Annotated in this window: 26 protein-coding genes; 12 read left to right on the top strand and 14 right to left on the bottom strand. The window is 38.2% G+C overall.

Annotation, left to right across the window (positions count from 1 at the left end; all coding sequences use genetic code 11):
- Window positions 1-23 precede the first annotated feature (23 nt).
- Window positions 24-641: an L-threonylcarbamoyladenylate synthase gene (locus VZD24_RS00300; RefSeq protein WP_279447419.1), complete on the top strand. Its 618-nt coding sequence runs from the start codon at window positions 24-26 to the stop codon at window positions 639-641.
- On the opposite strand, the gene VZD24_RS00305 is transcribed toward VZD24_RS00300, so the two are convergent.
- From VZD24_RS00305 to VZD24_RS00325, 5 genes are all read right to left on the bottom strand, one after another.
- Window positions 638-1,135, bottom strand: coding sequence for a nuclear transport factor 2 family protein (locus tag VZD24_RS00305; RefSeq protein WP_342688758.1), 498 nt, complete (start codon window positions 1,133-1,135; stop codon window positions 638-640). The genes VZD24_RS00300 and VZD24_RS00305 overlap by 4 nt on opposite strands.
- Window positions 1,136-1,474 (bottom strand): tellurite resistance TerB family protein, encoded by a 339-nt coding sequence (locus VZD24_RS00310; RefSeq protein WP_279447420.1) that lies wholly within the window; start codon window positions 1,472-1,474, stop codon window positions 1,136-1,138.
- A 133-nt stretch (window positions 1,475-1,607) separates the two neighbouring features.
- Window positions 1,608-2,468 (bottom strand): OmpA/MotB family protein, encoded by an 861-nt coding sequence (locus tag VZD24_RS00315; protein WP_279447421.1) that lies wholly within the window; start codon window positions 2,466-2,468, stop codon window positions 1,608-1,610.
- A gap of 98 nt (window positions 2,469-2,566) precedes the next feature.
- Window positions 2,567-3,559, bottom strand: coding sequence for a glycosyltransferase family 2 protein (locus tag VZD24_RS00320; protein ID WP_342686672.1), 993 nt, complete (start codon window positions 3,557-3,559; stop codon window positions 2,567-2,569).
- A 36-nt stretch (window positions 3,560-3,595) separates the two neighbouring features.
- Window positions 3,596-4,039: a type I restriction enzyme HsdR N-terminal domain-containing protein gene (locus tag VZD24_RS00325; RefSeq protein ID WP_279447423.1), complete on the bottom strand. Its 444-nt coding sequence runs from the start codon at window positions 4,037-4,039 to the stop codon at window positions 3,596-3,598.
- 120 nt (window positions 4,040-4,159) lie between these two features.
- On the opposite strand from VZD24_RS00325, the gene holA reads away from it, so the two are divergent.
- The gene (gene holA / locus VZD24_RS00330) at window positions 4,160-5,164 is read left to right on the top strand and encodes a DNA polymerase III subunit delta (RefSeq protein WP_373693805.1); all 1,005 of its coding nucleotides are present in this window, start codon (window positions 4,160-4,162) and stop codon (window positions 5,162-5,164) included.
- A 31-nt stretch (window positions 5,165-5,195) separates the two neighbouring features.
- Here holA and VZD24_RS00335 read toward each other — a convergent pair whose 3' ends face one another.
- Window positions 5,196-5,573: a DoxX family protein gene (locus tag VZD24_RS00335; protein WP_279447424.1), complete on the bottom strand. Its 378-nt coding sequence runs from the start codon at window positions 5,571-5,573 to the stop codon at window positions 5,196-5,198.
- A gap of 131 nt (window positions 5,574-5,704) precedes the next feature.
- On the opposite strand from VZD24_RS00335, the gene menA reads away from it, so the two are divergent.
- The 5 genes from menA to VZD24_RS00360 are packed head-to-tail and all read left to right on the top strand — an operon-like array spanning window position 5,705 to window position 10,551.
- Window positions 5,705-6,667 (top strand): 1,4-dihydroxy-2-naphthoate octaprenyltransferase, encoded by a 963-nt coding sequence (gene menA / locus VZD24_RS00340; RefSeq protein WP_279447425.1) that lies wholly within the window; start codon window positions 5,705-5,707, stop codon window positions 6,665-6,667.
- 12 nt (window positions 6,668-6,679) lie between these two features.
- Entirely contained in the window at window positions 6,680-7,360 is a 681-nt protein-coding gene (locus VZD24_RS00345) for a metal-dependent hydrolase (RefSeq protein WP_342686671.1), read from the top strand.
- 55 nt (window positions 7,361-7,415) lie between these two features.
- Complete coding sequence (locus tag VZD24_RS00350) at window positions 7,416-8,453, top strand: o-succinylbenzoate synthase (RefSeq protein ID WP_342686670.1); 1,038 nt, start codon at window positions 7,416-7,418, stop codon at window positions 8,451-8,453.
- 50 nt (window positions 8,454-8,503) lie between these two features.
- The gene (locus VZD24_RS00355) at window positions 8,504-9,475 is read left to right on the top strand and encodes a CPBP family intramembrane glutamic endopeptidase (protein ID WP_342686669.1); all 972 of its coding nucleotides are present in this window, start codon (window positions 8,504-8,506) and stop codon (window positions 9,473-9,475) included.
- Window positions 9,475-10,551, top strand: coding sequence for an AMP-binding protein (locus VZD24_RS00360; RefSeq protein WP_279447429.1), 1,077 nt, complete (start codon window positions 9,475-9,477; stop codon window positions 10,549-10,551). Before VZD24_RS00355 ends, VZD24_RS00360 begins: the two co-directional genes overlap by 1 nt.
- On the opposite strand, the gene VZD24_RS00365 is transcribed toward VZD24_RS00360, so the two are convergent.
- The 4 genes from VZD24_RS00365 to VZD24_RS00380 form a co-directional block, all read right to left on the bottom strand.
- Window positions 10,546-11,043, bottom strand: coding sequence for a hypothetical protein (locus tag VZD24_RS00365; protein ID WP_279447430.1), 498 nt, complete (start codon window positions 11,041-11,043; stop codon window positions 10,546-10,548). The two genes, VZD24_RS00360 and VZD24_RS00365, sit on opposite strands and share 6 nt — an antisense overlap.
- 20 nt (window positions 11,044-11,063) lie before the next feature.
- The gene (locus VZD24_RS00370) at window positions 11,064-11,810 is read right to left on the bottom strand and encodes a glycosyltransferase (protein ID WP_279447431.1); all 747 of its coding nucleotides are present in this window, start codon (window positions 11,808-11,810) and stop codon (window positions 11,064-11,066) included.
- Window positions 11,811-11,915: 105 nt separating this feature from the next.
- Window positions 11,916-12,413, bottom strand: a complete 498-nt coding sequence (locus VZD24_RS00375) for a hypothetical protein (RefSeq protein ID WP_342686667.1) — start codon at window positions 12,411-12,413, stop codon at window positions 11,916-11,918.
- A 108-nt stretch (window positions 12,414-12,521) separates the two neighbouring features.
- Window positions 12,522-14,165, bottom strand: a complete 1,644-nt coding sequence (locus VZD24_RS00380) for an acyl-CoA carboxylase subunit beta (RefSeq protein WP_342686666.1) — start codon at window positions 14,163-14,165, stop codon at window positions 12,522-12,524.
- Between the two features lie 200 nt (window positions 14,166-14,365).
- Between VZD24_RS00380 and VZD24_RS00385 the strand changes: the two genes are divergently transcribed.
- From VZD24_RS00385 to VZD24_RS00400, 4 genes are all read left to right on the top strand, one after another.
- The gene (locus tag VZD24_RS00385; RefSeq protein WP_279447434.1) at window positions 14,366-14,548 is read left to right on the top strand and encodes a CAL67264 family membrane protein; all 183 of its coding nucleotides are present in this window, start codon (window positions 14,366-14,368) and stop codon (window positions 14,546-14,548) included.
- 64 nt (window positions 14,549-14,612) lie between these two features.
- Complete coding sequence (locus VZD24_RS00390) at window positions 14,613-15,089, top strand: DinB family protein (RefSeq protein ID WP_342686665.1); 477 nt, start codon at window positions 14,613-14,615, stop codon at window positions 15,087-15,089.
- Between the two features lie 75 nt (window positions 15,090-15,164).
- Window positions 15,165-16,856: an energy-dependent translational throttle protein EttA gene (gene ettA, locus VZD24_RS00395; RefSeq protein WP_279447437.1), complete on the top strand. Its 1,692-nt coding sequence runs from the start codon at window positions 15,165-15,167 to the stop codon at window positions 16,854-16,856.
- Window positions 16,857-16,859: 3 nt separating this feature from the next.
- A complete protein-coding gene (locus tag VZD24_RS00400; RefSeq protein ID WP_342686664.1) occupies window positions 16,860-17,303 on the top strand; it encodes a hypothetical protein in 444 nt (147 codons plus the stop codon).
- 66 nt (window positions 17,304-17,369) lie between these two features.
- On the opposite strand, the gene VZD24_RS00405 is transcribed toward VZD24_RS00400, so the two are convergent.
- From VZD24_RS00405 to VZD24_RS00420, 4 genes are all read right to left on the bottom strand, one after another.
- Window positions 17,370-19,922, bottom strand: a complete 2,553-nt coding sequence (locus VZD24_RS00405; RefSeq protein ID WP_342686663.1) for a T9SS type A sorting domain-containing protein — start codon at window positions 19,920-19,922, stop codon at window positions 17,370-17,372.
- Between the two features lie 111 nt (window positions 19,923-20,033).
- Complete coding sequence (locus tag VZD24_RS00410) at window positions 20,034-21,038, bottom strand: formimidoylglutamase (protein WP_342686662.1); 1,005 nt, start codon at window positions 21,036-21,038, stop codon at window positions 20,034-20,036.
- On the bottom strand, window positions 21,035-22,273 hold the full coding sequence (gene hutI / locus VZD24_RS00415; RefSeq protein ID WP_279447441.1) for an imidazolonepropionase: 1,239 nt from the start codon (window positions 22,271-22,273) through the stop codon (window positions 21,035-21,037). Before hutI ends, VZD24_RS00410 begins: the two co-directional genes overlap by 4 nt.
- Window positions 22,270-22,875, bottom strand: a complete 606-nt coding sequence (locus VZD24_RS00420; protein ID WP_279447442.1) for a hypothetical protein — start codon at window positions 22,873-22,875, stop codon at window positions 22,270-22,272. Before VZD24_RS00420 ends, hutI begins: the two co-directional genes overlap by 4 nt.
- A gap of 95 nt (window positions 22,876-22,970) precedes the next feature.
- Between VZD24_RS00420 and VZD24_RS00425 the strand changes: the two genes are divergently transcribed.
- Complete coding sequence (locus tag VZD24_RS00425) at window positions 22,971-24,137, top strand: trans-sulfuration enzyme family protein (RefSeq protein ID WP_342686660.1); 1,167 nt, start codon at window positions 22,971-22,973, stop codon at window positions 24,135-24,137.
- Window positions 24,138-24,141 lie beyond the last annotated feature (4 nt).

A 24,141-nucleotide genomic window follows, 5' to 3' on the forward strand; every position in this document is an offset into this window, starting at 1 on the left:
AATTTTAAATAAAATTAATTGCAATGGCAGAATTCATAAAAATCTACGAAGAAAATCCAAACCCGAAAGAAATAAAACGCGTTGTTAAAACACTTCGTGAGGGGGGCGTAATAATTTATCCCAGCGATACGGTTTATGCCTTGGGATGCGATATTAAGAATAACCGGGCAATGGAGCGAGTAGCCCAGCTGCGCGGGGTAAAGTTAGAGAAGGCAAACTTTTCCTTTGTATGCGAAAACTTGAGTAATTTAAGCGATTATGTAAAACAAATAGATACGCCGACCTTTAAATTATTAAAAAGAAACTTGCCTGGGCCGTACACATTTATTTTGCCCGGCAACAATAATTTGCCAACTGTATTTAAAAAGAAGAAGGAAGTGGGTATTCGCGTTCCCAATAATGCAATAACCTTAGCAATTGTTCGCGAATTGGGCAATCCCATAATTAGTACCTCTATTAAAGATGAAGATGAGGTAATAGAGTACACCACCGACCCTGAACTGATTTATGAAAAATGGGACAACCTAGTAGACGTAGTAATAGATGGCGGTTATGGCGGTAATATTGCTTCAACGGTTGTAGATTTAACGGGGCCTGAGCCAATAGTTGTACGAGAGGGTAAGGGAAGTTTGGAGCTCTAAATACCGGTATTCTGTTTTCTTTGAAATTCCAAAAGCAAGGATTGTGTTTGGTTGCGTAATTTGTTTTTAAAGAATGGCGTCCAACCAATTAAAAATCCCTTAAATCCCAAGGCTTGTTTAGACCAATTGTAAAGGTTGAAACTATCCTTATGGTTTATAATTTTTCCGTCTTTCAATTTAAAGGTCGCATCAATTTTATTGTGTATTTTTCTACCTGTGCTACTAAAAGTATAAAAGGCTTCCCAATGCGCTTTTCCGGATTCTGAAGTACATACTATGTTAGTCGCTATAACTTGAAACCTTTTGTTCTGTTGGGATTTACAGAGCATACGCCACATGTTTTTGGCCTTTTCGCCTTGAATTTTGCCAAAGGCAGGATCCTCAAAAGTTATTTCGTTGTGATAACAGGCCACCATACGCTCAGCATCTAAATCTGCAAAGGCTTGGTAAAAATTTTCAATAATATTTAATTTGGTGTGGCTAATAGTTAGAATTTATTTTTTTAATAAATGTTTTAGTCCGCGATAGAGGTTTTTTTCTAAAATATCCATTTCGCCGTCCGCGAGGAATAATTTTTTAATACTGCGGAATGCTTCGTCTATTTCTTCTTTAGAATATTCAAATCTTTCTATGGCAGCATTTATTTTTTGAATTTGCTGGTAGTCATTATCATTTTCAAATTCCTTTAGAACCTTGTGGTATTTTTTGTCGCCAATTCTCGATTTAATGTATTCCTTTTCTTCTTTTGAAACATTAAAATCTGCGTGTGCACAATATAATAACATATAGCCCTTTAACTCTTCGTGGGTCCAATTGGTGGTGAATTCGTCCATTGCGATTTTCTTTTCTAATTAATATATACGCTATACAAGATACAAAAAGCTACCCAAATATTTCAGGGTTTTATAAAAACAAAAAACCCAACCTTTTAAGGCTGGGTTTTGATGTTTTAAGCATTCAGATTTATTATCCTCCAGCTTCAAGATTTTTCATTTCTTTTTCAATCATATCGTAAAACTGGTCTATTTTTGGAAGAACCAAGATACGAGTACGTCTGTTTTTCGCTCTGTTTTCTGCGGTTGTATTAGGTACTAACGGATCGTATTCGCCACGTCCCGCTGCCACTAAACGCTCTGGTGCAATACCAAGGTCTTGCAATGCTCTAACAATTGCAGTTGCGCGTTTTACACTTAAGTCCCAGTTGTCTAACAACTCGCCTCGCTTACCGTAAGGCACATTATCTGTGTGGCCTTCAACCATAGCTTCAAAATCAGGCTTGCCGTTAATTACTTTTGCAACTTTACCTAAAATTTCGTTGGCTCTTGACGAAATTTGGTAGCTACCGGTTTTAAATAAAACTTTGTCTGACAGTGAAATGTAAACCACACCTTTTTCAACGTTTATCTCAATATCTGGATCGTTTATACCAACTTCTCTTTTTAAACTGGTAACCAGGGCCAAAGTAACGCTATCTTTCTTGTTAAGCGCATCCTGTAAACGAGTAATCTTTAAATCTTTTTCTTTAAGGCTCTCCAACGATTTTTCAAGATTGGTTGCTCCTTTAGACGTTAACATAGTAAGATCTTTTGAGCTTTGAATAAGCTCCTCATTGGTTTTTTTCATGTCGGCCAAACGCGCCTCAAGTTGAGAAGCTTTAGCATTTAGTGCTGCTCTTTCTGCAAGGCAGTCATTAAGTTTAACAGTTGCCGTGTTCAGCAAATCTTGAGTAGTCTGTTGTTTCGCTTCAAGCTCAGCGTATTTCTTCTTAGATACACAAGAAGTAAATGCAAGACTTGAACATACGGCTAAAATCAATAGTTTCTTCATAGTTTAATAAGGGTTATAATTAGATTGTTGTTTCAACATTTTCGAACCAAAATTATTAAATTACCACTTAGTGTAATAACGATTAACAATACTTTAGGTTATAATTTGTTAAAAATCTTCTTATTCTTTATAAAATATTGAAACACAATAGATTTGGTTGTGAAATATGCAATGTTAGTAGCGTGAATTTTACGTTTGCGGAGAAATTTTGGAACTAATAAATAAAAGCTGAAGTGTGCTTCTAGCACCGCAAAAAAGTGTTTGGGTTTACCTTGAAACAAAAATTGAAATGCAGCCAATGCATCCAAAATCATTCGCGTAAAAATTACGACAAATGCGTTAATACCTGCAATGTTCTTTAGAAGATTTAAAAGTGAATTTCGAAAATTGTAAAAGGTTTTACGCGGATTTAAAGCCGCTAAGGTTGCGCCCCCAACGTGAAATATTTCCGAAGCTCCCACATATAGTATTTTTCCGCCATTTGCTTGCAAGCGCCAGCAAAGATCAATTTCTTCTTGATGTGCAAAATAATCTTCGTCTAATGCACCTGCTTTCCAAAAGGCATCGGCTTTTACGAATAAACAAGCTCCGGAGGCCCAAAATATCTGCGATACATCGTTGTATTGCCCGCTGTCTTTTTCTAACGTATTAAAAATTCGTCCGCGACAGAACGGATACCCGTACTTATCTATAAAACCACCGGCGGCACCAGCATATTCAAAGTATTCCTTGTTTTTGTAATCGAGAATTTTGGGTTGTGCGGCAACTATAGAGGAATCTTTTTCAAACTCTGAAATAATGGGTTGCAGCCAGTTTTTGGTTACTTCCACATCACTGTTCAACAAAACGAAAATGGATTCGGAAAGGTGTTTTAAAGCGTCGTTATATCCTTTTGCATACCCGCCGTTTACCTTGTTTTGAAGAATCTTAACACTCGGAAATTTTTCTGAAACAAATAGAACCGAATCGTCGGTAGAGGCATTATCGGCGACATAAACAGTGGCGTTGGTAGAAAATTTCACTACCGAAGGCAGAAACTTTTCCAACAAATCTTTTCCGTTCCAATTAAGAATTACTACGGCTACACTCACGTTGCAAAGATAGATTTTTGAAGGGGTTTTACGCACTCATTTGTAAACGGGAATATCTTTTAAAAAAACATACTTCTCCGCCTGCAAATCCATTTGGCAAAAATAATGCTCCAAACCGTTGGAGACCATTAAAAATTCGGCATCCAACACAAGATTATAGCGCGCAATTTGATCGAAGGTTAGCTGTGTAATCTGGATTGAAGGTGCTTTGCATTCCACGATTAAAAAAATACTGCCATCGTTTTTATAAACAACCACGTCATAACGTTTGGTGGTGTTGTTTAGTTTTAGTTGTTTTTCAACATTTATAAGGCTTTTGGGATAGTTTTTTTCTTTTAAAAGAAACTGAACAACGTGCAACCGAACCCATTCCTCGGGTGTGAGTATCACAAATTTTTTTCTAATTTCATCAAAAACCAACGTTTTATTTTCGCTACTTTTGAAGCGGAAGGAATACTGCGGAAAATTGAGTTTTTGCATAAAACAAAGAAACAAATTCTGAATGTATTTCCTTTTATAATTTAATTTGAAATTCCACCCGAGCGCAGTCGGGAGACTAAAAAACAATACCACTGCACTCGAACAGATATACTACTACCAATGCCGCTGGACAAAGTAAAAGCTATTATTACCGATATTAAAAATGGAAACACCAAACCTATCTATTTTTTAATGGGAGAGGAGCCGTATTATATAGATGGTATTTCAAAATACATTGAAAATAACGTGCTGTCCGAAGAAGAAAGGGGTTTTAACCAAATGGTACTTTATGGCCGCGATGTTTCGGTAGATGATATTATTAGCCAGGCCAAGCGCTACCCGATGATGGCCGAAAAGCAAGTGGTAATTGTAAAGGAAGCGCAAGATCTTTCGCGTTCAATTGAAAATTTAGCCGGTTATGCCGAAAATCCCCAACCCACTACCGTCTTAGTACTTTGTTACAAGTATAAAAAGATTGATAAACGAAAATCTTTGGCCAAAAAAATTGTAGAGAAAGGTGTTCTTTTTGAAAGTAAAAAACTGTACGATAACCAAGTGCCGGATTGGATAAAACGCGTTTTGGCAAGGAAAGGGTACACCATTACACCAAAGGGAGCACAGATGCTAGTTGAATTTCTTGGCAACGACTTAAGCAAGGTAAACAACGAGCTCGAAAAACTTCAACTTATCTTAAAACCTGGTCAACAAATTACGCCACAAATAATTGAGGAAAATATTGGGATTAGTAAAGATTTCAACAATTTTGAACTTCAGAATGCCATCGGAAACAAGGATGTTAAAAAAGCTTTTGCAATCATCCAATATTTTTCACAAAACCCTAAAAACAACCCGATGCCAATGACTGTGGCATTATTGTATAGTTTCTTTTCAAAAGTATTGAAATATCATGCACTTTCCAATAAAGGTGAAGCCGCAAAGGCACTTGGAGTTAATCCCTATTTTGTAAAGGATTACCAAACCGCGGCGCGTAATTACCCAATGAAACAAGTGAGTGCCATAATTGCTGCAATTCGCGAAATAGATATGAAAAGTAAAGGTGTGGGTGCTGCCAACCTTTCGCAAGCCGATTTGTTAAAAGAATTATTGGTGAAGATTTTCAACTAACACCTTTAATATTTCTACTTTAAGCGTATTCTCATCGTTTATCAACAGCGTATTTTCCTGAACCTAGAAGAGAAATAGCTGTAAAGCCAAACATATAAAGTATAGCCATTTCTTTTGTTCCCAACGGATCTGCCGCGTGTACAATAAAAGCGGCAACAGCCATAGTAACAATTATCGGAATCGCGGCTATTCGTACTCTAAAACCTATTATTACCAAAAGTGGAAAGAAAACTTCGCAAATTACCGCTATAACTAAAGTAGCTGTAGTACCAATGCCAATGGGGTCGCCAAATGCGAAATCGCCCGAAAACATTTGTAATAGTTTTGGTATGCCATGAGTAAGCATCATTCCGCCAAAACCTATACGTAACAGTAGTAATCCGATATTAGAACTAGTTGAAATTTGCATAATTTAGTTTTTAATATTCTGAAAAGCTAATTTAATAAAATATCGGTAGCTTAATTAAATGGTAACCTGAATTCATAAAAATTGGTACAGCCCTTTTTTAAAATGTATTTTTGCCAACCAAAAATTAGTGAATGAAAAAATTTAAAGCTTGGTTTGCCGCTGCACGATTGCGAACTCTTCCGCTTTCGGTATCTGGTATTATTGTAGGGGCCAGTGCTGGGATTTTTGAAAAAAACAGACTTTTGCAATCGCAATTGGATCTAGACTACAACGGGTTAGTTTGTTTGGCAGGCAGATCTATTCTGGAATCGCCCATGTTTTGGCTTGCTATTTTGGTTACCGTTGGTTTTCAGGTATTGTCCAATTTCGCTAACGATTACGGCGATGGCATTCGCGGAACCGATGCAAAGCGAGCCGGTGAAAAACGCATGGTGGCATCCGGGATTATTTCGCCAAAACAAATGAAAATTGGAATGATAATTACAGGTGTACTTACGTTCTTTTTGGCAACAATATTAATTTTTATGGCCTTCGGAAATAAAAACTTTATAATTTCATTTGTATTCTTCAATCTTACAATTGTTTCCATAATAGCAGCCGTAAAATACACCGTTGGCAAAAAAGCTTATGGTTACTCCGGTTTGGGCGATGTTTTTGTGTTTCTGTTTTTTGGCTTATTGAGCGTTTTGGGAAGTTACTACCTATTTACGCATACTATTAATTGGCAGCTCCTGTTGCCGGCCATTGCAATTGGCAGCTTTAGTACAGCCGTTCTAAATTTAAACAATATGCGGGATATTAACACCGATGCCGCAGTTGGGAAAAATACTTTGGTGGTAAAAATGGGCAGCGAAAAATCAAAACGGTATCACGCCTTTTTGTTGCTCGTCGGAATGTTTTGCGCTATTTTATATACGCTGATAAATTATAAAGAACCCCTGCAATTTGTGTATTTAATAGCGTTTATACCATTTTTACTAAATATTAAGACGGTTTTTAAAAATAAGACCCCAATGCTGCTCGATGCCGAATTAAAAAAGGTTGCACTCAGCACTTTTTTGTTTGCAATCTTGTTTAGTATATTTATATATTAAAAAAAATTTAAAATGAAAATTACATTCTACGGACAAAACTGCTTAGGCATTGAAATAAAAGGAAAGCATATTTTGGTTGATCCTTTTATTAGCGGGAACGATCTCGCCAAGGATAAAATAGATGTGGATTCCTTAAAAGCAGATTACATTTTACTTACGCACGCCCACCAAGATCACACTTTAGATGCGGTCCGAATAGCGCGAAGAACAGGCGCTATAATCGTGAGTAATTTTGAAATTGCAACGCATTACGAGGCCAAAGGCATTGAAGTTCACCCCATGAATCACGGAGGAAGTTGGAAGTTTGAATTTGGAAAGGTAAAATACGTAATTGCCCTACACACCAGTAGTTTTCCCGATGGTAGCTACGGCGGCCAGCCTGGCGGATTTGTAATTGAAGGCGAACACAAAAATATTTACATTGCCGGCGATACCGCTTTAACGATGGACATGAAATTAATCCCGATGCACACAAAATTAGATTTGGCCATTCTCCCCATAGGCGATAATTTTACTATGGGAATTGAAGATGCAATAATTGCCAGCGATTTTGTACAATGCGATAAGGTTCTGGGCGTACATTACGATACTTTTGGCTATATTGAAATAGACCACGATGAAGCGAAGCGCAAATTTTACGATGCCGATAAAGATTTGATGTTGCTCGAAATAGGAGAGTCTATTGAGTTATAAACCAAATGTCGTCCTGACAAGCCTGTACTAATCGCAGTCAAAGGGTAATTTTACAATGCTAAAAGCAACATTTCAAAAATACATCCTAAACTTTAAACGGCCCAGCGGCACTTCGAGGGGAGTTTTAAATATCAAGGAAACCTATTTTCTTATTCTAAAAACTGAAGATGCTTTTGGGGTGGGCGAGTGCGGTTTGCTTCGTGGTTTAAGTATTGATGACCGCGCCGATTACGAAGAAAAACTTCAGTGGGTTTGTGATAATATTTCAATGGGAAACACCAATTTGGTAGAGGCGTTAACCGAATTTCCATCCATGCAATTCGGAGTTGAAACCGCTTTTAAATCGTTGCGATCAAAAAATCCTTTCGAAACATTTCCTTCGGAATTTTCGCGTGGCGAGGCGTCAATCCCAATTAATGGTTTGGTTTGGATGGGCGATAAAGCGTTTATGAAACAACAGATTTCAGAAAAATTGAAAGAAGGTTTTACTTGTATTAAAATGAAAATTGGCGCTATAGACTTCAAAACTGAAATTGAACTTTTAAAATCCATTCGGAAAGAATTTTCAGCAAAGGAAGTTGAACTGCGCGTAGATGCCAACGGCGCATTTTCACCCCAAGAAGCGTTGGAAAAACTTAAAATACTTTCAGATTTACAATTACATTCTATTGAACAGCCCATAAAACAGGGTCAATGGCAAGAAATGGCACGCCTTTGTGAAGACAGTCCGTTACCAATTGCGTTAGACGAAGAGTTAATCGGCGTTTTTTCTGAAGAAGAAAAAAATAATCTACTGGATACCGTAAATCCACAATTTATAATCTTAAAACCCTCATTAATTGGTGGTTTCCGCGGAAGCGATATTTGGATTAAACTCGCCGAAAAATACAATGCTGGTTGGTGGATTACTTCGGCTTTGGAAAGCAATATAGGTTTAAATGCAATTTCGCAATATACCTTCACAAAAAACAGTAAATTGCCGCAAGGTTTGGGCACGGGCAGCCTTTACACAAATAATATTAAAAGTCCGCTGGAAGTTATAAACGGTGCGTTGCACTATAATCCATCCGTTGATTGGAACTTTCAAGTTTAAACCTTTTACATTAATTTAATGTCTTACATCTAATATCTCAAATCTAAAAAATGTATATACAACAAGCTTTTAAATCGCTTCACGAATGGTGGCGTTATCTGGTAGGTTTTATCATTATTTTTGTGGCTAGCCAAATAGGAACCGTACCACTAATTATTGCGGTGCTTCTAAAAACGGTTTCGGAAGGCGGCTCTATTTTTTCAATACAGGATCAAAACGTATTAATGACCGTTCTGGATTCGAACCTGACATTATTTTTAATGTTGCTGAGTTTTGCAATTGGTTTGTTGGGAGTTTATTTGGTTGTAAAATACCTACACAACCAACCCTTCGTTCAACTTACTACTTCGCGTAAAAAAACCGATTGGGGACGTGTATTCTTTGGTTTTGCAGTAATTACCATAACTACTTTGATTGCTACTGGAATAGATTATTACAGCAATCCCGAAGATTATGTGGTTCAGTTTAATTTGGTGCCGTTTATTATTTTGGTGGCAATTGCCGTTGTAATGATTCCGCTACAAACCAGTTTTGAAGAGTATCTTTTTAGAGGCTATCTAATGCAGGGAATAGGCGTTTTGGCAAAAAACCGATGGCTGCCTTTGATTATTACTTCGGTAGTTTTTGGAGCACTTCATCTCGCGAATCCGGAAGTTGAAAAACTTGGAAACATAATAATGATCTATTACATCGGTACGGGCTTCTTTTTGGGAATAATAACGCTAATGGACGAAGGTATGGAACTTGCACTTGGCTTTCATGCGGGCAATAATTTAATTTCTGTACTTTTGGTTACCGCAGATTGGACCGTTTTTCAATCCAATTCTATTTTAAAAGATGTTTCTGAACCTTCGGCTGGGTTTGATGTTATTGCGCCTGTATTAATACTGTATCCAATTTTCTTGTTAATTATGGCGTATCGTTATAAATGGAAGGATTGGGGCGGAAAGCTCTTTGGAAAAGTAGAAGAACCCATTGCTTTAGCTGAAGAAAATACCCAGAATTCAACTTATATTGAATAGTGAAAACCTTGCTACATTCCAAGTTTAGATTAAATGGCCAAGCTTTTGCTTCTTCCGACGTTTTGTTGAAATATGCAAAACAATTAGTTGAAACGGGAAAGGACAACGAAAGTGCCATCGGTAAATTTATCGTGGAATGGCTTGATGAAAATAATTTTATAACGGTAAAAACTTCAGGTTCTACAGGGTCTCCAAAAGAAATTAAAATTCAGAAAAAGCACGTAAATAACAGTGCTGAAGCTACCGTAAATTATTTCAATTTAAAAGAAAGTACGAAAGCATTACTTTGTTTGCCGGCAGAATATATTGCTGGCAAAATGATGCTGGTACGTGCAATGATTGTGGGCTGGGATTTGCACACAGCTGCGCCCGGAAAGAACCCGTTGGAATATCAAGACAGTGATTTCGATTTTTCTGCCATGGTGCCCTATCAGGTTTTTCATTCGTTAGAAAACTTGCGCAAAGTAAAGATGCTTATTGTTGGTGGTGGAGCAGTTTCTGCGGAATTGGAACAACAATTACAAAATGTGAATACAAGTATATTCGCTACGTATGGAATGACCGAAACCATTAGTCATATTGCCGTCCGACCAATAAATGGAAAGGAGAAATCAGCTGTTTTTTCTGCGCTTCCGAAAGTGGGTTTTTTACAAACTGAAAATGGTTGTTTGCAGATTCACGCTCCTGAAATTTCTGAGGAATTGGTTGTTACAAATGATGTGGTGGAGTTAATTTCCCCAACTTCGTTTAAATTTTTGGGAAGAATTGATAACGTTATAAATACTGGTGGGGTAAAAGTTTATCCCGAAATGATTGAAGAAAAGCTTTCGCTATACATAAACAAACCGTTTTTTATCGCTTCGGAAAAGGATGATGCCTTGGGCGAACGTATTATTTTAGTAGTTGAAAGCGAAAGGCAGTTGCAATTTGAAGATTATTCAGATGCTTTCGGAAAACTCTCAACCTATGAAAAACCCAAAAAAATATACGCCACACCTGAATTTGTTTATACTGAAACAGAGAAAATAAAACGTACTGCGGTTTTAGATATGCTTGCCTTAAAAAAGCGGTTATAGCAATGGTTTTTCTTCTTGCTGAAATTCACTTTTTAATTTGCCTTCCAATTGCAAATCTGTTTCAATCCTGTCGCGGGAAGGTTTTTGTACTAAAAGCCACCCGAGTAAAATTAAAGAAATTATTAAAAAATACTGGTTTCCCTTATTTATAAATGCCACAATCGCCAAGAATGCTGGAGCTTCCAAAAGAGCATATTTTACTAAAGAAGCTGTTTGGAAACCACTTAATTTTTCTTTTAAAGTTACTTTTTTAGTCAAGGCCTTTAGCATATTTGTGTATAAAAAGTTTGCTATTAAAATACAAACTACCGCTATTATTGGAACGACAAAAATCATACTGTCTTCCATGTAATCTATTGAGAAGTTTTGGTTTTCAGATTGTAAATACATCACAATTATAAAAAGTGATACTCCCATAACCAATGCAAAATGAATTATGGAGATTGTTTTTAAAAATGATTTCGGAGTGAAGGCAGGAGTGATGTGCGACATAATTTTTACTACTTTTTAAATTACGGAATAGTATTAGAGGCTTTGCGATATTTATTCCAAATAACGAATAATTCAAAAGGGGCGAATAAAAAATTCTTCAGCTTTAATTTTGAACCGGGAATATCGGTCCATTTAGACAATGGATGTTCGTAAATCATATTCATATTATTTGGGAAATACACTTTCCACCTAAATAGCAATTCAACGTCAAATAACCATTTGCTTACAAACTCAGCTTCAAAAAGTTTAAAAACCGCCGAACTATCAATAAGTTTAATCCCGCATTGGGTGTCGTAAACCGGCTCGTTGAGCAATGAACTTACAAAAGTTGCGAAAACCCTTCCCAAATAATGTCGCCTTTTTTTCCGTTTTATATTGGCACCCAACCGTGCCAGTCTAGCTCCCATTAAAAACTTAATGTTTTTGTTTTGATGAAGAATATTTAAAAATTCGGGTATTTCTTCCAGTGGTACAGACAAATCTGCATCTAAATAACCAATAAATGCATAATCGTCTAAGTTGTTTTTAGTGACGAGTACACCAGCTCTAATAGCTTCTGCCTTGCCTACATTCTGCTGGAGATTTAGTGAAGTAGCGTGCTCCGTGCTATCGCATATTTTTTGAATTACTTTTGCCGTATTGTCTTTACTGCCGTCGTTTACAAATAAGAAATGTACGTGGGGATTATTATTTCCAAAGTGCGAAAAAACTTCGGTTTGCAACCTATTTTCTTCGTTATAACACGGTATAACAAACATAACCTTCATAACTGTATCGTGGGGGCTATTCAATATATAATAGTTTGCAAGTTAATTTTCTTACACTTTAAATTAGTGGGAAAAATAATCAAATTGGAATGATTTGGTGTTTTTTTAAGGATTTAATTTCTGTTCAAGTTCACCAATGATAGTCGCTACTTGGGTTTTGGCATCGTAAGCTACCAATACGGTAGTGCCCACTTCAAATTTATGGATTTGTAGTCGCGAGATAAGTTGCTCTGTAGAGGTATAAAATTTTGGTGCGTTTTTGGGCATCACTTCCAAGTCAAAACCCACCATATACGAATTGTTCACGGTGGTGCCAGTTTCATATACCCGTTTTATTATTGCGGGAGCTTCCTTTCCCGATTGTAGCAATCTATTTTTGGATATTTTGGAAATTATTACCGACCCGATAAAAAAGACAAATGTAAGGATAAATAAAATTGACAATGCAATTAGAGAGTACTGTGTAAGTTGCGGCAATTCATTAAAATCATAGGAGCCACTAGGCAGTTTATACAGCCCAGCGAACATAGTAAAAAAAGGAATCCACATAAGCCCAAAACAACTCCAGCCCAATTTGCGGAGCGTGGTAGAACGGATTTTCATAAACAGCTGGTTTTGAAATTTTATAATTAAAGATTATAAAACCAAATGTAGTGAAAATCAAGCGATTAATGCGCTATGGCTTCCGTGGAATAAAAGCGTTTACAATAATTAAACCTGGATGACACCCAAATTAAAGGGTTTTTCAATAGGTGCATGATTAGCGGCTTCAATCCCCATCGAGATCCATTTTCGGGTATCTAACGGGTCAATAACGGCATCGGTCCAAATTCGTGACGCTGCATAATAAGGCGAAATTTGTTTATCATATCGCGCCTTAATCTTGTCGAATAATTCCTTTTCAACTTCAGGCGTAATTGTTTCGCCTTTCTTTTTTAAGGAAGCAGTTTCAATCTGAAGCAACACTTTTGCGGCACTATTGCCGCTCATTACGGCAAGTTCTGCACTGGGCCAGGCCACGATTAATCTGGGGTCGTATGCTTTTCCGCACATAGCATAATTTCCGGCGCCATAACTATTACCAATTATAATTGTGAATTTTGGCACCACACTATTGCTAACGGCATTTACCATTTTGGCACCATCTTTTATAATTCCGCCGTGTTCACTTTTACTACCTACCATAAAACCAGTGACATCCTGTAAAAAAACCAATGGAATTTTCTTTTGATTACAGTTGGCAATAAAACGTGTGGCTTTGTCTGCACTATCGCTATAAATTACGCCCCCGAATTGCATTTCGCTGGGCTTTGTTTTTGCTTTTGTAGTTTTTACCAATGTACGTTGGTTGGCCACTATGCCAACGGCCCAACCGTCTATACGTGCGTAACCGGTTAAAATAGTTTGTCCGTAACCTTCTTTGTATTCTTCAAAATCGCTATCGTCAACAAGACGTTTTATTATTTCGCGCATATCGTATTGTTCTGCGCGCGATTTTGGTAGTATACCGTATATTTCGTCTTGCTTTTCTTTTGGCTTTACAGCCTTTTCTCGATTAAAGCCGGCTTTATCGTAATCGCCAATTTTAGAGACAATATTTTTTATTTTATCGAGAGCGTCTTTATCGTCTTTGGCCTTATAATCTGTTACGCCGCTAACTTCGCAATGGGTGGTTGCGCCACCTAGCGTTTCGTTGTCAATAGTTTCACCAATTGCAGCTTTTACCAAATAACTTCCAGCAAGAAAAATGCTCCCGGTTTTATCTACAATCAATGCTTCATCACTCATAATAGGAAGGTATGCGCCCCCTGCAACGCAACTGCCCATAACTGCTGCTATTTGGGTTATACCCATACTGCTCATTACGGCGTTGTTTCTAAAAATTCTTCCGAAGTGTTCCTTATCGGGAAAAATTTCGTCCTGCATAGGGAGATATACCCCTGCGCTATCTACCAAATAAATAATTGGTAGGCGGTTTTCAATTGAAATTTCCTGCGCGCGAAGATTCTTTTTGGCAGTAATCGGAAACCAAGCGCCAGCTTTTACTGTGGCGTCGTTGGCAACAACTATGCACTGTTTGCCTTTTACATAACCTATTTTTACAACTACGCCGCCGCCGGGTGCTCCGCCGTGCTCTTCGTACATGCCTTCTCCTGCAAAAGCACCAATTTCTACTGTTGGTTTTTTATCGTCCAACAAATACGCAATGCGTTCTCTAGCAGTGAGTTTTCCTTGCGCGTGCTGTTTATCGATACGTTTTTGGCCACCGCCAAGTTTAACTTTTGCTAGTTTGTTTTTTAATTCTGAAACTAGAAGTTTATTGTGATCTTCGTTCTTATTGAAGTTTAAATCCATAGTAAAAATATGTTTGGGCTAAAATACAAAATGCTACCAACCCGCTTCCTAAACTAAAGTAAAAAAATCTGTCTTTCTTCGGTCTTTTTCATCTTTTCGGAACTATGACATTTTGTTAACGAAATTCTACGATATATTGCCGATATTTGTTTTTGCGCGTAAATTTGCGACAAAAAAAATCAACCAAACTGAAATAAACTATGGGAATGAATAAAAATACTGTATTAGCATGGGCCACATTTATAATGATTTTAATGGGTTGTGTTTTAATTGCACTTGGAGCCTTCCGTTATGACGATGTTGCTGGTTGGGGTTTCGCCGCGGTAGGGATTGGTTTTTTCGCTATTGCGTGGGTTTTTAATGCGCTCAAAGGAAGGGTGTAATTTCCAAATATGAATCCCGCAGTAAGCCGCATTAACAGCTGTATAACCAATAATTTTCAGAACCGTGTTAGAAGAAATACAAATACGCAAACGCTTAGCGAAACACCTGGAAGGAGGCGAGGCTTTTATGCCCGTAACTGAAATGTTAAAGAAAATTTCTTTTGAAGATGTTAATACACGTCCGTCAAATTTGCCGTATTCATTTTATGAATTGTTTTATCATATAACATTTACGCAAAAGGATATTGTAAAATTTACTTGCTCCCTTGACTATACTGAACCTAGATGGCCGGACTATTATTGGCCCAAGGAAAAAACCTGTAAAAATAAGGAGCAATGGGAGACCCTGAAAGCCGAATACACAACAGATCGCGAACGATTAAAAAACTTTCTTTTAAGTGAAGAAAACCAATTAACGCAGCCTGTAAAAAACGGTAAGGACCAACAAACCCTTTTGCGCGAAGTACTGCTGGTTATTGAACATACAGCATACCATACAGGGCAGATGCTTGTGCTGTTAAGGCTGCTGAATCTTCATTAACATCGAATCTCGAATTAACCAATCCCGAAGTAACGAATTAACCTATCACCAAATAACAATTAACAACAAACACATATGGCTGACGATAAAAAAGTAATTTTCTCAATGTCTGGGTTGACCAAAACCTATCAAAGCGCCCAGACTCCTGTACTTAAAAATATATATTTAAGCTTCTTCTACGGTGCCAAAATTGGTATTCTCGGTCTAAACGGAAGCGGTAAATCCACCCTACTTCGAATCATTGCCGGGGAAGAAAAAAACTATCAAGGCGATGTGGTTTTTGCACCCGGCTATACCGTAGGGTATCTGGAACAAGAACCTAAACTGGACGAGTCCAAAACTGTTTTGGAAGTAGTAAAAGAAGGCGTACAAGAAGTGGTTGATGTATTAGATGAGTACAATAAAATAAACGACATGTTTGGCCTACCGGAAGTTTATGAAAATCCGGCGAAGATGGATGAGTTAATGGAAAAACAGGCCAAGCTTCAAGACAAAATTGATGCAACCAATGCTTGGGAATTGGACACTAAACTAGAAATTGCGATGGACGCCCTGCGTACGCCAGAGCCTGATAAACTTATCAGTGTACTTTCCGGCGGGGAACGCAGAAGAGTGGCACTCTGCAGATTGCTTTTAAAAGAGCCCGATGTATTGTTGCTCGATGAGCCTACAAACCACTTAGATGCCGAAAGCGTACATTGGCTGGAGCATCACCTTGCGGAATACAAAGGGACCGTAATTGCAGTAACGCACGATAGATATTTTCTAGACAATGTTGCAGGCTGGATTTTGGAATTGGACAGGGGAGAAGGCATTCCGTGGAAAGGAAATTATTCGTCTTGGTTAGATCAAAAATCGAAGCGTTTGGCGCAGGAACAAAAGCAAGCTGGTAAACGACAAAAAACTTTAGAGCGTGAGCTAGAGTGGGTGAGGCAAGGGGCCAAAGGCCGCCAGACAAAGCAAAAGGCCCGTCTGCAGAATTACGATAAACTTTTAAGCCAAGACCAAAAACAATTAGACGAAAAACTTGAAATATACATCCCCAACGGACCGCGATTGGGAACCAATGTAATTGAAGCCAAAGGGGTTTCAAAAGCATTTGGCGATAAATTGCTTTACGAAGATTTAAATTTCAAACTGCCACAGGCGGGTATTGTGGGCATTATTGGACCAAATGGCGCCGGTAAAACCACTATTTTCAAAATGATTATGGGTGAGGAAACCCCCGATAAAGGAACTTTTGAAGTGGGTGAGACTGCAAAGATTGCGTATGTAGATCAGGCACATTCAAATATAAACCCAGATAAGACCATTTGGGAAAATTTTAGCGATAGTCAGGAATTAATTATGATGGGCGGGCGCCAAGTTAATTCACGCGCCTATTTGAGCCGTTTTAATTTTAGCGGAAGCGAGCAAAACAAGAAGGTATCTATGCTTTCCGGTGGAGAACGAAACCGTTTGCATTTGGCAATGACCCTAAAAGAAGAAGGCAACGTGCTTTTATTGGATGAGCCAACAAACGATTTGGATGTAAACACCCTCCGTGCTTTAGAAGAAGGTTTGGAAAACTTTGCAGGTTGTGCCGTAGTTATCAGTCACGACCGTTGGTTTTTAGACAGAATCTGTACACACATCCTTTCATTTGAAGGAAACAGCCAAGTGTATTATTTTGAAGGTGGTTTCAGTGAATATGAGGAAAATAAAAAGAAACGTCTTGGTGGCGATTTAATGCCGAAACGAATTAAATACAAAAAATTAATACGCTAAGCTATGTGGAAATATTTAGTCATACTTACATTGTTAATTACTTTTTCTTCCTGTGGAAGCAAGAAATCTGCAGTAAAAACTTCCGAAGATTCAAAGGAAATCGTTCTCGGGAAAAGTGAGACGGTTTCCTATAAAAGTTTAGGAAATGGAGTGGCTTCAATAGCAATTCACCTATTTGAGAATAACACTTTCAAGTTCAACTTTAAAAGTATTCCACAACCGGGTACGGATGAGAAACCGATACGAATTTCAGAGAAAGGAACCTACACCTCCGATGGAAGCTGGAAAACCTTACACTTTAAAAACCCGAAATTTTCACTGGCAGCAATCTTTGATGCACAATATTCGGCTACCTCAGATTTTAAGGTAATTGACGAAGAAAGTGTAAAGATAAATACTTCAAAAAACGCCCTGTCTATTTGGGGCGTAGTTTGTGAGAAGCAATAAATTAATAGATCAGGCACAGTTGAAACCTATTTTAAAGTTTCAATTGTGCCTGAATAAATAACATTTTTATTTATTGATTATCAATTTCTTCGTAGCAGATTGCTTCCCACTATTTACTTTTACTAAATAAATTCCCGCTGCAATTCCATCGGTTTTTATTGGGATGCTTTTATTTATGCCGAAATTTCCACGGAACAATTCCTTTATCTTTTTTCCTGAAATATCAAAAAGTTGCACATTTCCTTCCGAAGAAAGATTATGCGTTATTGTAAACTCTGATTTCGCAGGATTTGGATAAACTTTAATTGAATGTGAAGCCAATTCATTTTCACCAACACTTAAAATATCGCTTACGTCATAGCTGTGCATTGCTCTTCCGAAAGTTCCGGCAAAGAGCGTTTTGGTTGGTTCGTGAAATTTTAAATCCATTACCACCGTCATCGGTAGGTTGTTTCCTAAAATAGTCCAATTGCCACCGTCGTCTTTCGAGTACCAAACATTTAAATCGGTAGCTACAAAAAGTATGTTTTCGACTGGATAAGTAATTATATCATTAACAGGAATGTTAGGCAAATTTGAAGAAATATCCGTCCAATTTTGTCCGCCGTCAATAGTTTTAAAAACCCGTGGAGTATAATCTAAATATTTAAATCCGGAAACTGTAACATAAGCAATCATATCATCACTTGGAACCATTGCTATTGAAGTAATGTATTGATCGGGAAGGCCAGCGCTAACATTTGTCCACGTTGTTCCGCCATCGAAAGTTACATTCACATTTCCATCGTCGCTGCCTGTGTAAATTACATTCAAATTATTATACGAAGACGCAATTGCTGTAAGTGTTCCAAATGCTAAAGAGCCGCTAGGGTGGAGTCCATCGGTTAAATCTGGACTAATTACCGACCAATTTGCCGCTTTGTTCGAAGTATAAAGCTTATTGGTACCATAATAAAGAATTTCATGATTAAAGGGTGAAATTATTACGGGGGTATTCCAATTATTTCTATCGCCTGAACTAATGCCGCTAGTAGCATTGGTAAAGCTGTTTCCGCCGTTGGTACTGCGTCCTAAATTACCGTATTGCGATTCCACATAAATATAATTATTGTCCACCGGATCTACATTTACGTGAAAACCATCGCCGCCCCAAATTGCGTTCCAATCGCTTGCGCCGCCGGTAATGGTTCTAATTGTGTTGTTGTCTTGCGTACCGCCGTAAAGTCTTTCTGGCTGTGTTTTATCAACTTCAATATTGTAAAATTGTGTAATCGGAAGGTTTACAAACTTTGTCCAACTGCTTCCCCCGTTTGTTGAAATATAGGCTCCACCATCATTTCCAGAAAGCATAAAATTGCTATTTGTTCTAGAAAAATCTAACGCGTGATGGTCCACATGCATGCCCGGTAAGATTTGCCACGAAGCGCCACTATTAGTAGATTTTGCAATATCGAGACCTATAATATATACTTCGGAAGAATTACTTGGGTTAACGCGAACATTTCCAAAGTACCAACCAAAATTGGCATCAATATTACTCAGGGCGTTTGGCGGCGTTACTTGCGACCAGTTTTCACCATTATCGGTAGATTTATACAAGCCATTGAAAACATTGGTTATTTGGTTTGTGGTAAAACGCGCATAAACTGTTGAAGGATCAGATTCCGAGACAGCAATACCAATACGTCCTGTTTGTGCATTTGGAGCGGGCAGTCCGTTTGTAGCGCCAAGTTCAGTCCACGTTGTGCCACCATCCATAGAACGATGGATTGCCGAGGTAACACCCCCATAATCGCGTTCCCAAGGTTTGCGGGTACGTTCCCACATTGCGGCATAAATAATATTTGTATTTGCCATATTCATGGCTACATCAATTGCGGCGGTGGAATCCGTAACAAATAGCACGCGTTCCCAATTTGTTCCGCCGTTAGTAGTTTTATAAATTCCTCTTTCAACATTTTTGCCGTATAATTCGCCTGTAGCAGCTGCAAAAACCCGATCGGGATTTGTGGGATCTACCACAAGACGGCCAATATGATTGCTTTCTGGCAGACCAACGTTTGTCCAGGTATCACCAGCGTCATTACTTCGGTAGATTCCATCGCCAAAATAGGCACCATCTGTTGCGCTTCCATTTGCTTCACCAGTTCCAGCGTAAATAATTTGTGCATTTGAAGGAGCAATGGCAATATTGCCTATAGATAGTCTGGATTCATCATCAAAAATAGGTGTCCAGTTTACCCCGCGGTCGTAACTTCTAAAAATCCCTCCTGTGGCTGTTGCCACGTAAAGATGGTCGTCGTTATCTGGCGAAATGGCAACATCGGTTACGCGCCCACCGGTATTTAGGGGGCCAACAAAAGTCCATTCGCCAGCCGCTTCGGGCGACCTGTTAGCCAGAATTTGTTTTGTTTGATACACGGCTTCATTATATGCCTCTTTGTTGATGTAGTTGTTTGGATAGGCGCGCTGGTTGTACATCCACTCAGCGGGATATTCCATCTTTCCGGTTTCTTTGGTAATTATTTTTTCTTCGGGAGTATTTTTACAACTAAAAAAGAGAAGTGCGACAAACACGGTTGATAAAGCGTAGCTAAAAGATATTTTAAAGTTTCCCATCGCAAAGATTTAGATTTTTAAAGATTGAAATTCACAATTCGTTGATAGTAAATATCGTAATTATTTTTTTTGATTCTATCCTATTCAAAAAACTCTTTTTAATATGTAACTTTAATGGGCTACAATATCGCTCACCAAATACCCAATAGCCTTCCCAACTTGATTCGGAAAAATAGCCGCTGTGGGCGAACCCTCGCAAATATGAAGATAACGTGCGTTTTTGTTTTTCGAAAAATAGTGAATAAATTTTCGAGCTTCCGTTAAAGTAAATCCGCTGGGGGTAATGGCGCTACTGCCCATCATTTCTATGGCGTCCATATCCAGCTCTATACCAAAGTTTTCGTTACAGCAGAAATTTTCGGCTTCTTGCATTGCTTCGGAAAAGGATTGCTTTTGTTTTACTGAAATATCCTCAAAAAGATTGAATTTTACCCTTTCGGAATTCTTTTCAATTGAATTGAATACTGCCTCCGAAGTATAATTTCTGTGAAGCCCAAAGATGAAATATTTGTCCAAAAATTCACCTTCAAAAGCATACGAAAACCCATTGCCGCTATGCCTGTGTTCCAAGGCTCGAAAATCTGTATGCGCATCAAAATTGATGCAATTAATTGGTTTTTTCAATGCTTCAGAAGTGCCTTTTAAATTTCCAAAACTATTGTTATGGCCACCGCCTATGATGATTGGAAACTTACCCGCTTCAATAACTTTTTTTACAACTTCGGAAACTTTATGGTCTATTTGGGTAACGAGTTCGCCAAGTTTTTCAACGGCATGGGGTTCTTGTTTTGAAATGTTGTCAGCCTGTTTCATTTGGGTTTCGCAATCAATTTCGCCCAAAAGAATCACGTTTTCAGCATTTGTTAAATGGTTGTGTTGAATATTCAAAAGACTTCCCAAAGCCGCTTCCCAAGCTTTTGAAGTTCCCGGTATGCCGTAATTGGCACGAACGCCAATATCTTCTGGAATTCCAAAAAGCACATATTTTGCGGAATGGTTCTTTAAATCTTCGAGCGTTTTAACAAAGTTTATTTTTTCGCCAAACTTTGTCTCTCCTTTTCTTTTTCTTAGAAATGAAGAAATATCTTTTTCGGAATAAATTTTTAAAACACTCATTTTACTTCCTTTCCATCTATAATTACTGAATCAATTAAATTACTGCCAAATGCGTAGGGCAAATATCCGTACGATGGTACTGGTTTTGTAATGATGAGGTTTGCTTTTTTACCTTTGGTAATGCTGCCGTGGGTTTTGCTCAGGCCCATTGCATAAGCTCCGTTGATGGTAGCGGCGTTTATGGCTTCTTCGGGAGTTAAGCGCATTTTTATACAAGCTGTGGCTACCACAAAATTCATATTTCCGCTGGGGGTGGAACCCGGATTGTAATCGGTTGCAAGCGCTAATGGCAATCCCGTATCAATCATTTTCCGGCCCGGGGCGTATGGGATGCTTAAAAAATACGAGCAGGAGGGAAGTGCCACCGGCATGGTTCTGGAGTTTTGGAGCGCAGCAATATCTTCATCGGTCATAACTTCTAAATGGTCAACGCTTAAAGCTTGATATTTTACTGCTGAAGCAATTCCCCCAATACTGTTAAACTGATTTACATGTACTTTGGGGATAAGGTTGTATTTTTTTCCTTCGGAAAGAATACGCTCCATATCTGCTACTGAAAAATACCCTTCTTCGCAGAATATATCTATGTATTCCGCCAACTTTTCTGCGGCTACTTTGGGCATCATTTCGTCGCACAGTAAATCTAAATATCCGTCTTTATTGCCCTTGTATTCGGTGGGAATAGCGTGTGCGCCCAAAAATGTGGTTTTAATTGAAATGGGATATTCTTCGGCAAGCTTTTTTGCAACGCGGAGCATTTTTAGTTCGGCGTCCGTGGTTAATCCGTAACCACTTTTTATTTCTATGGCTCCCGTACCAAGGCGCATCACTTCTTCTAAACGTGCTGCCGATTGGTGATAGAGTTCTTCCTCCGAAGTATTTTGCAATTTTTTTGCGCTGTTTACAATACCCCCGCCATTTTCGGCAATTTCCTGATAGCTTAGTCCGTTAATTCTATCTACAAATTCCTGTTCTCTATTGCCGGCATACACAATATGGCTATGGCTATCGCACCAGGCCGGAAGTACTGTTTTTCCGCTGCAATTTAAAGTTTTAAAACCTTGATGTGGTCCCATTTCGTCCATGGTTCCATAATCTTCAATTATGCCGTGATTTATGAAAACCCAAGCGTTTTTTAATGTCGGGAGATTTTTCATTTCTAAACCGCTTACCTTTTCGGGGCAGTTTTCGCGTACTTGAAGCAATTCTTTTATGTTTGTGAGTAGTAGTTTCATTTGCGTATTTTTATTTCTGAAATTAGTGTGTCGCCAAAATACAGCTTTCCATTTGTAAGGCCATTCGGAACTACAAAAAATACATCGAGCACGTTTTTATCTACTGTATTCGGACGGAAATAAATAGTGTGTATGATTGGCTTTTTATTGGTTCCAAAATTAAGGTCTAATGGGCAGTCTAAGTAACCTTCAATGGAAAAATCCTTAAAAGTGTTTTTTATTGAAGGATCGTACTTTGCGAAAACGGGTTTCTCGGTATTATTTGTAGTTAACATCTGAAATCCTTTCGATCTAAAAAAAGTGGCAAAATATATTTCCGAAACACTAAAACGAGCTTTATAGCCTTCGCTTACAAGGGAGAGTTTATTTGGGTCAAAATCTATTTCGCCATCATTTAGTGATTTTGCTTTAAGCCGCACTTGAACTCTCTTATGGTCTTTCCCGGAGTTTATAAAATATGTACCTCCAAATTGAACCGAAAGCACGCCAATTTTTCGTGCTTTTACCATTTTTAATGAAAGCTCTGCCTCTGGAATTTCAACCTGGCCATACGCAACAAAACTAAGTGATGTAAAGAGAAGCAAAACAAGTATTCTAACCATAGTATAAAGATAGAAAAAAACAATGGTTCCGGTTTAAAATTCCGAGCTGTCTAAAATATAATTTATACCTTAGTCCTTCAAAAATAAATCACGGAATGAAATCAGAAAATCTTGGTATAAACACCATCTGTACGCATATAGGCGAAGTAGAAGACAAGCAATTTAAAGGCGCAATTTCGCCATTATTTATGTCGAGTAGCTATGCTTATGAAGATGTAGAAGTAAAGCGTTACCCGCGTTATTTTAATACACCAAATCAAGAGGCGCTATGTAAAAAAATCGCCAAGCTTGAAAAATGCGAAGCCGCACTTATTTTTGGAAGCGGTATGGCTGCAGTTAGCACAACCATGCTCGCATTTTTGCACAAGGGCGATCACGTGGTACTGCCACAGACTTTGTACGGTGGAACGTATAATTTTGTAGTTGAGGAATTTCATAAATTTGGAATTGAATATTCGTTCGCCGAAGGATTTTCCGAAACGGATTTTTCTGAAAAAATTCAGCCAAATACCAAAGTAATCTTTATTGAAACACCTTCTAATCCGCTAATGCGAATAACCGATCTGGAAATAATTTCAAAATTGGCTAAACAACACGGAGTTATAACAATGATTGACAATACATTCGCTTCTCCGGTAAACCAAACCCCGGCCGATTTTGGAATTGATATTATGATTCATAGCGCCACAAAGTATATGGGTGGCCATAGCGATATTTGTGCAGGTGCCGTCGCGGCAAGCGAGGAACACATTAAAATAATCTGGAATCTTGCCAAAAATCTTGGTGGAAGTTTAAGCGATTATACCGTTTGGTTATTGGAACGAAGTATGAAAACCATGGTGCTTCGGGTAAAAGCGCAGAACAAGAATGCTAAGAAAATGGCAAAATGGTTGGAAAAGCACGCGATGGTTGAAAAGGTTTATTATCCGGGATTAAAAAATCATCCCGACAACGCGTTGGCAAAAAAACAGATGACGGGTTATACGGGAATGCTTTCGTTTGAAATTAACAATTCCTTGAATGTAGAGGAATTTTTAAAGGCCCTGAAATTAATTAAGCCGTCCATGAGTTTGGCAGGTGTGGAATCGACCATACTTTCACCGGCCAAAACATCGCATGGATTGTTATCTCCCGAGGCGCGGAAAGAACAAGGGATAGAAGACGGTTTGCTTCGATTTTCGGTGGGAATTGAAGAAGTTGAAGATTTAATTGCAGATTTAGAAGAAGCTTTTCAAAAAGTTTCAAAAATGGAAAAAATTTAAAAAC

Origin of the sequence: Aequorivita flava, from assembly GCF_038742595.1 — a bacterium.
Taxonomy (GTDB): Bacteria; Bacteroidota; Bacteroidia; order Flavobacteriales; family Flavobacteriaceae; genus Aequorivita; species Aequorivita marisscotiae.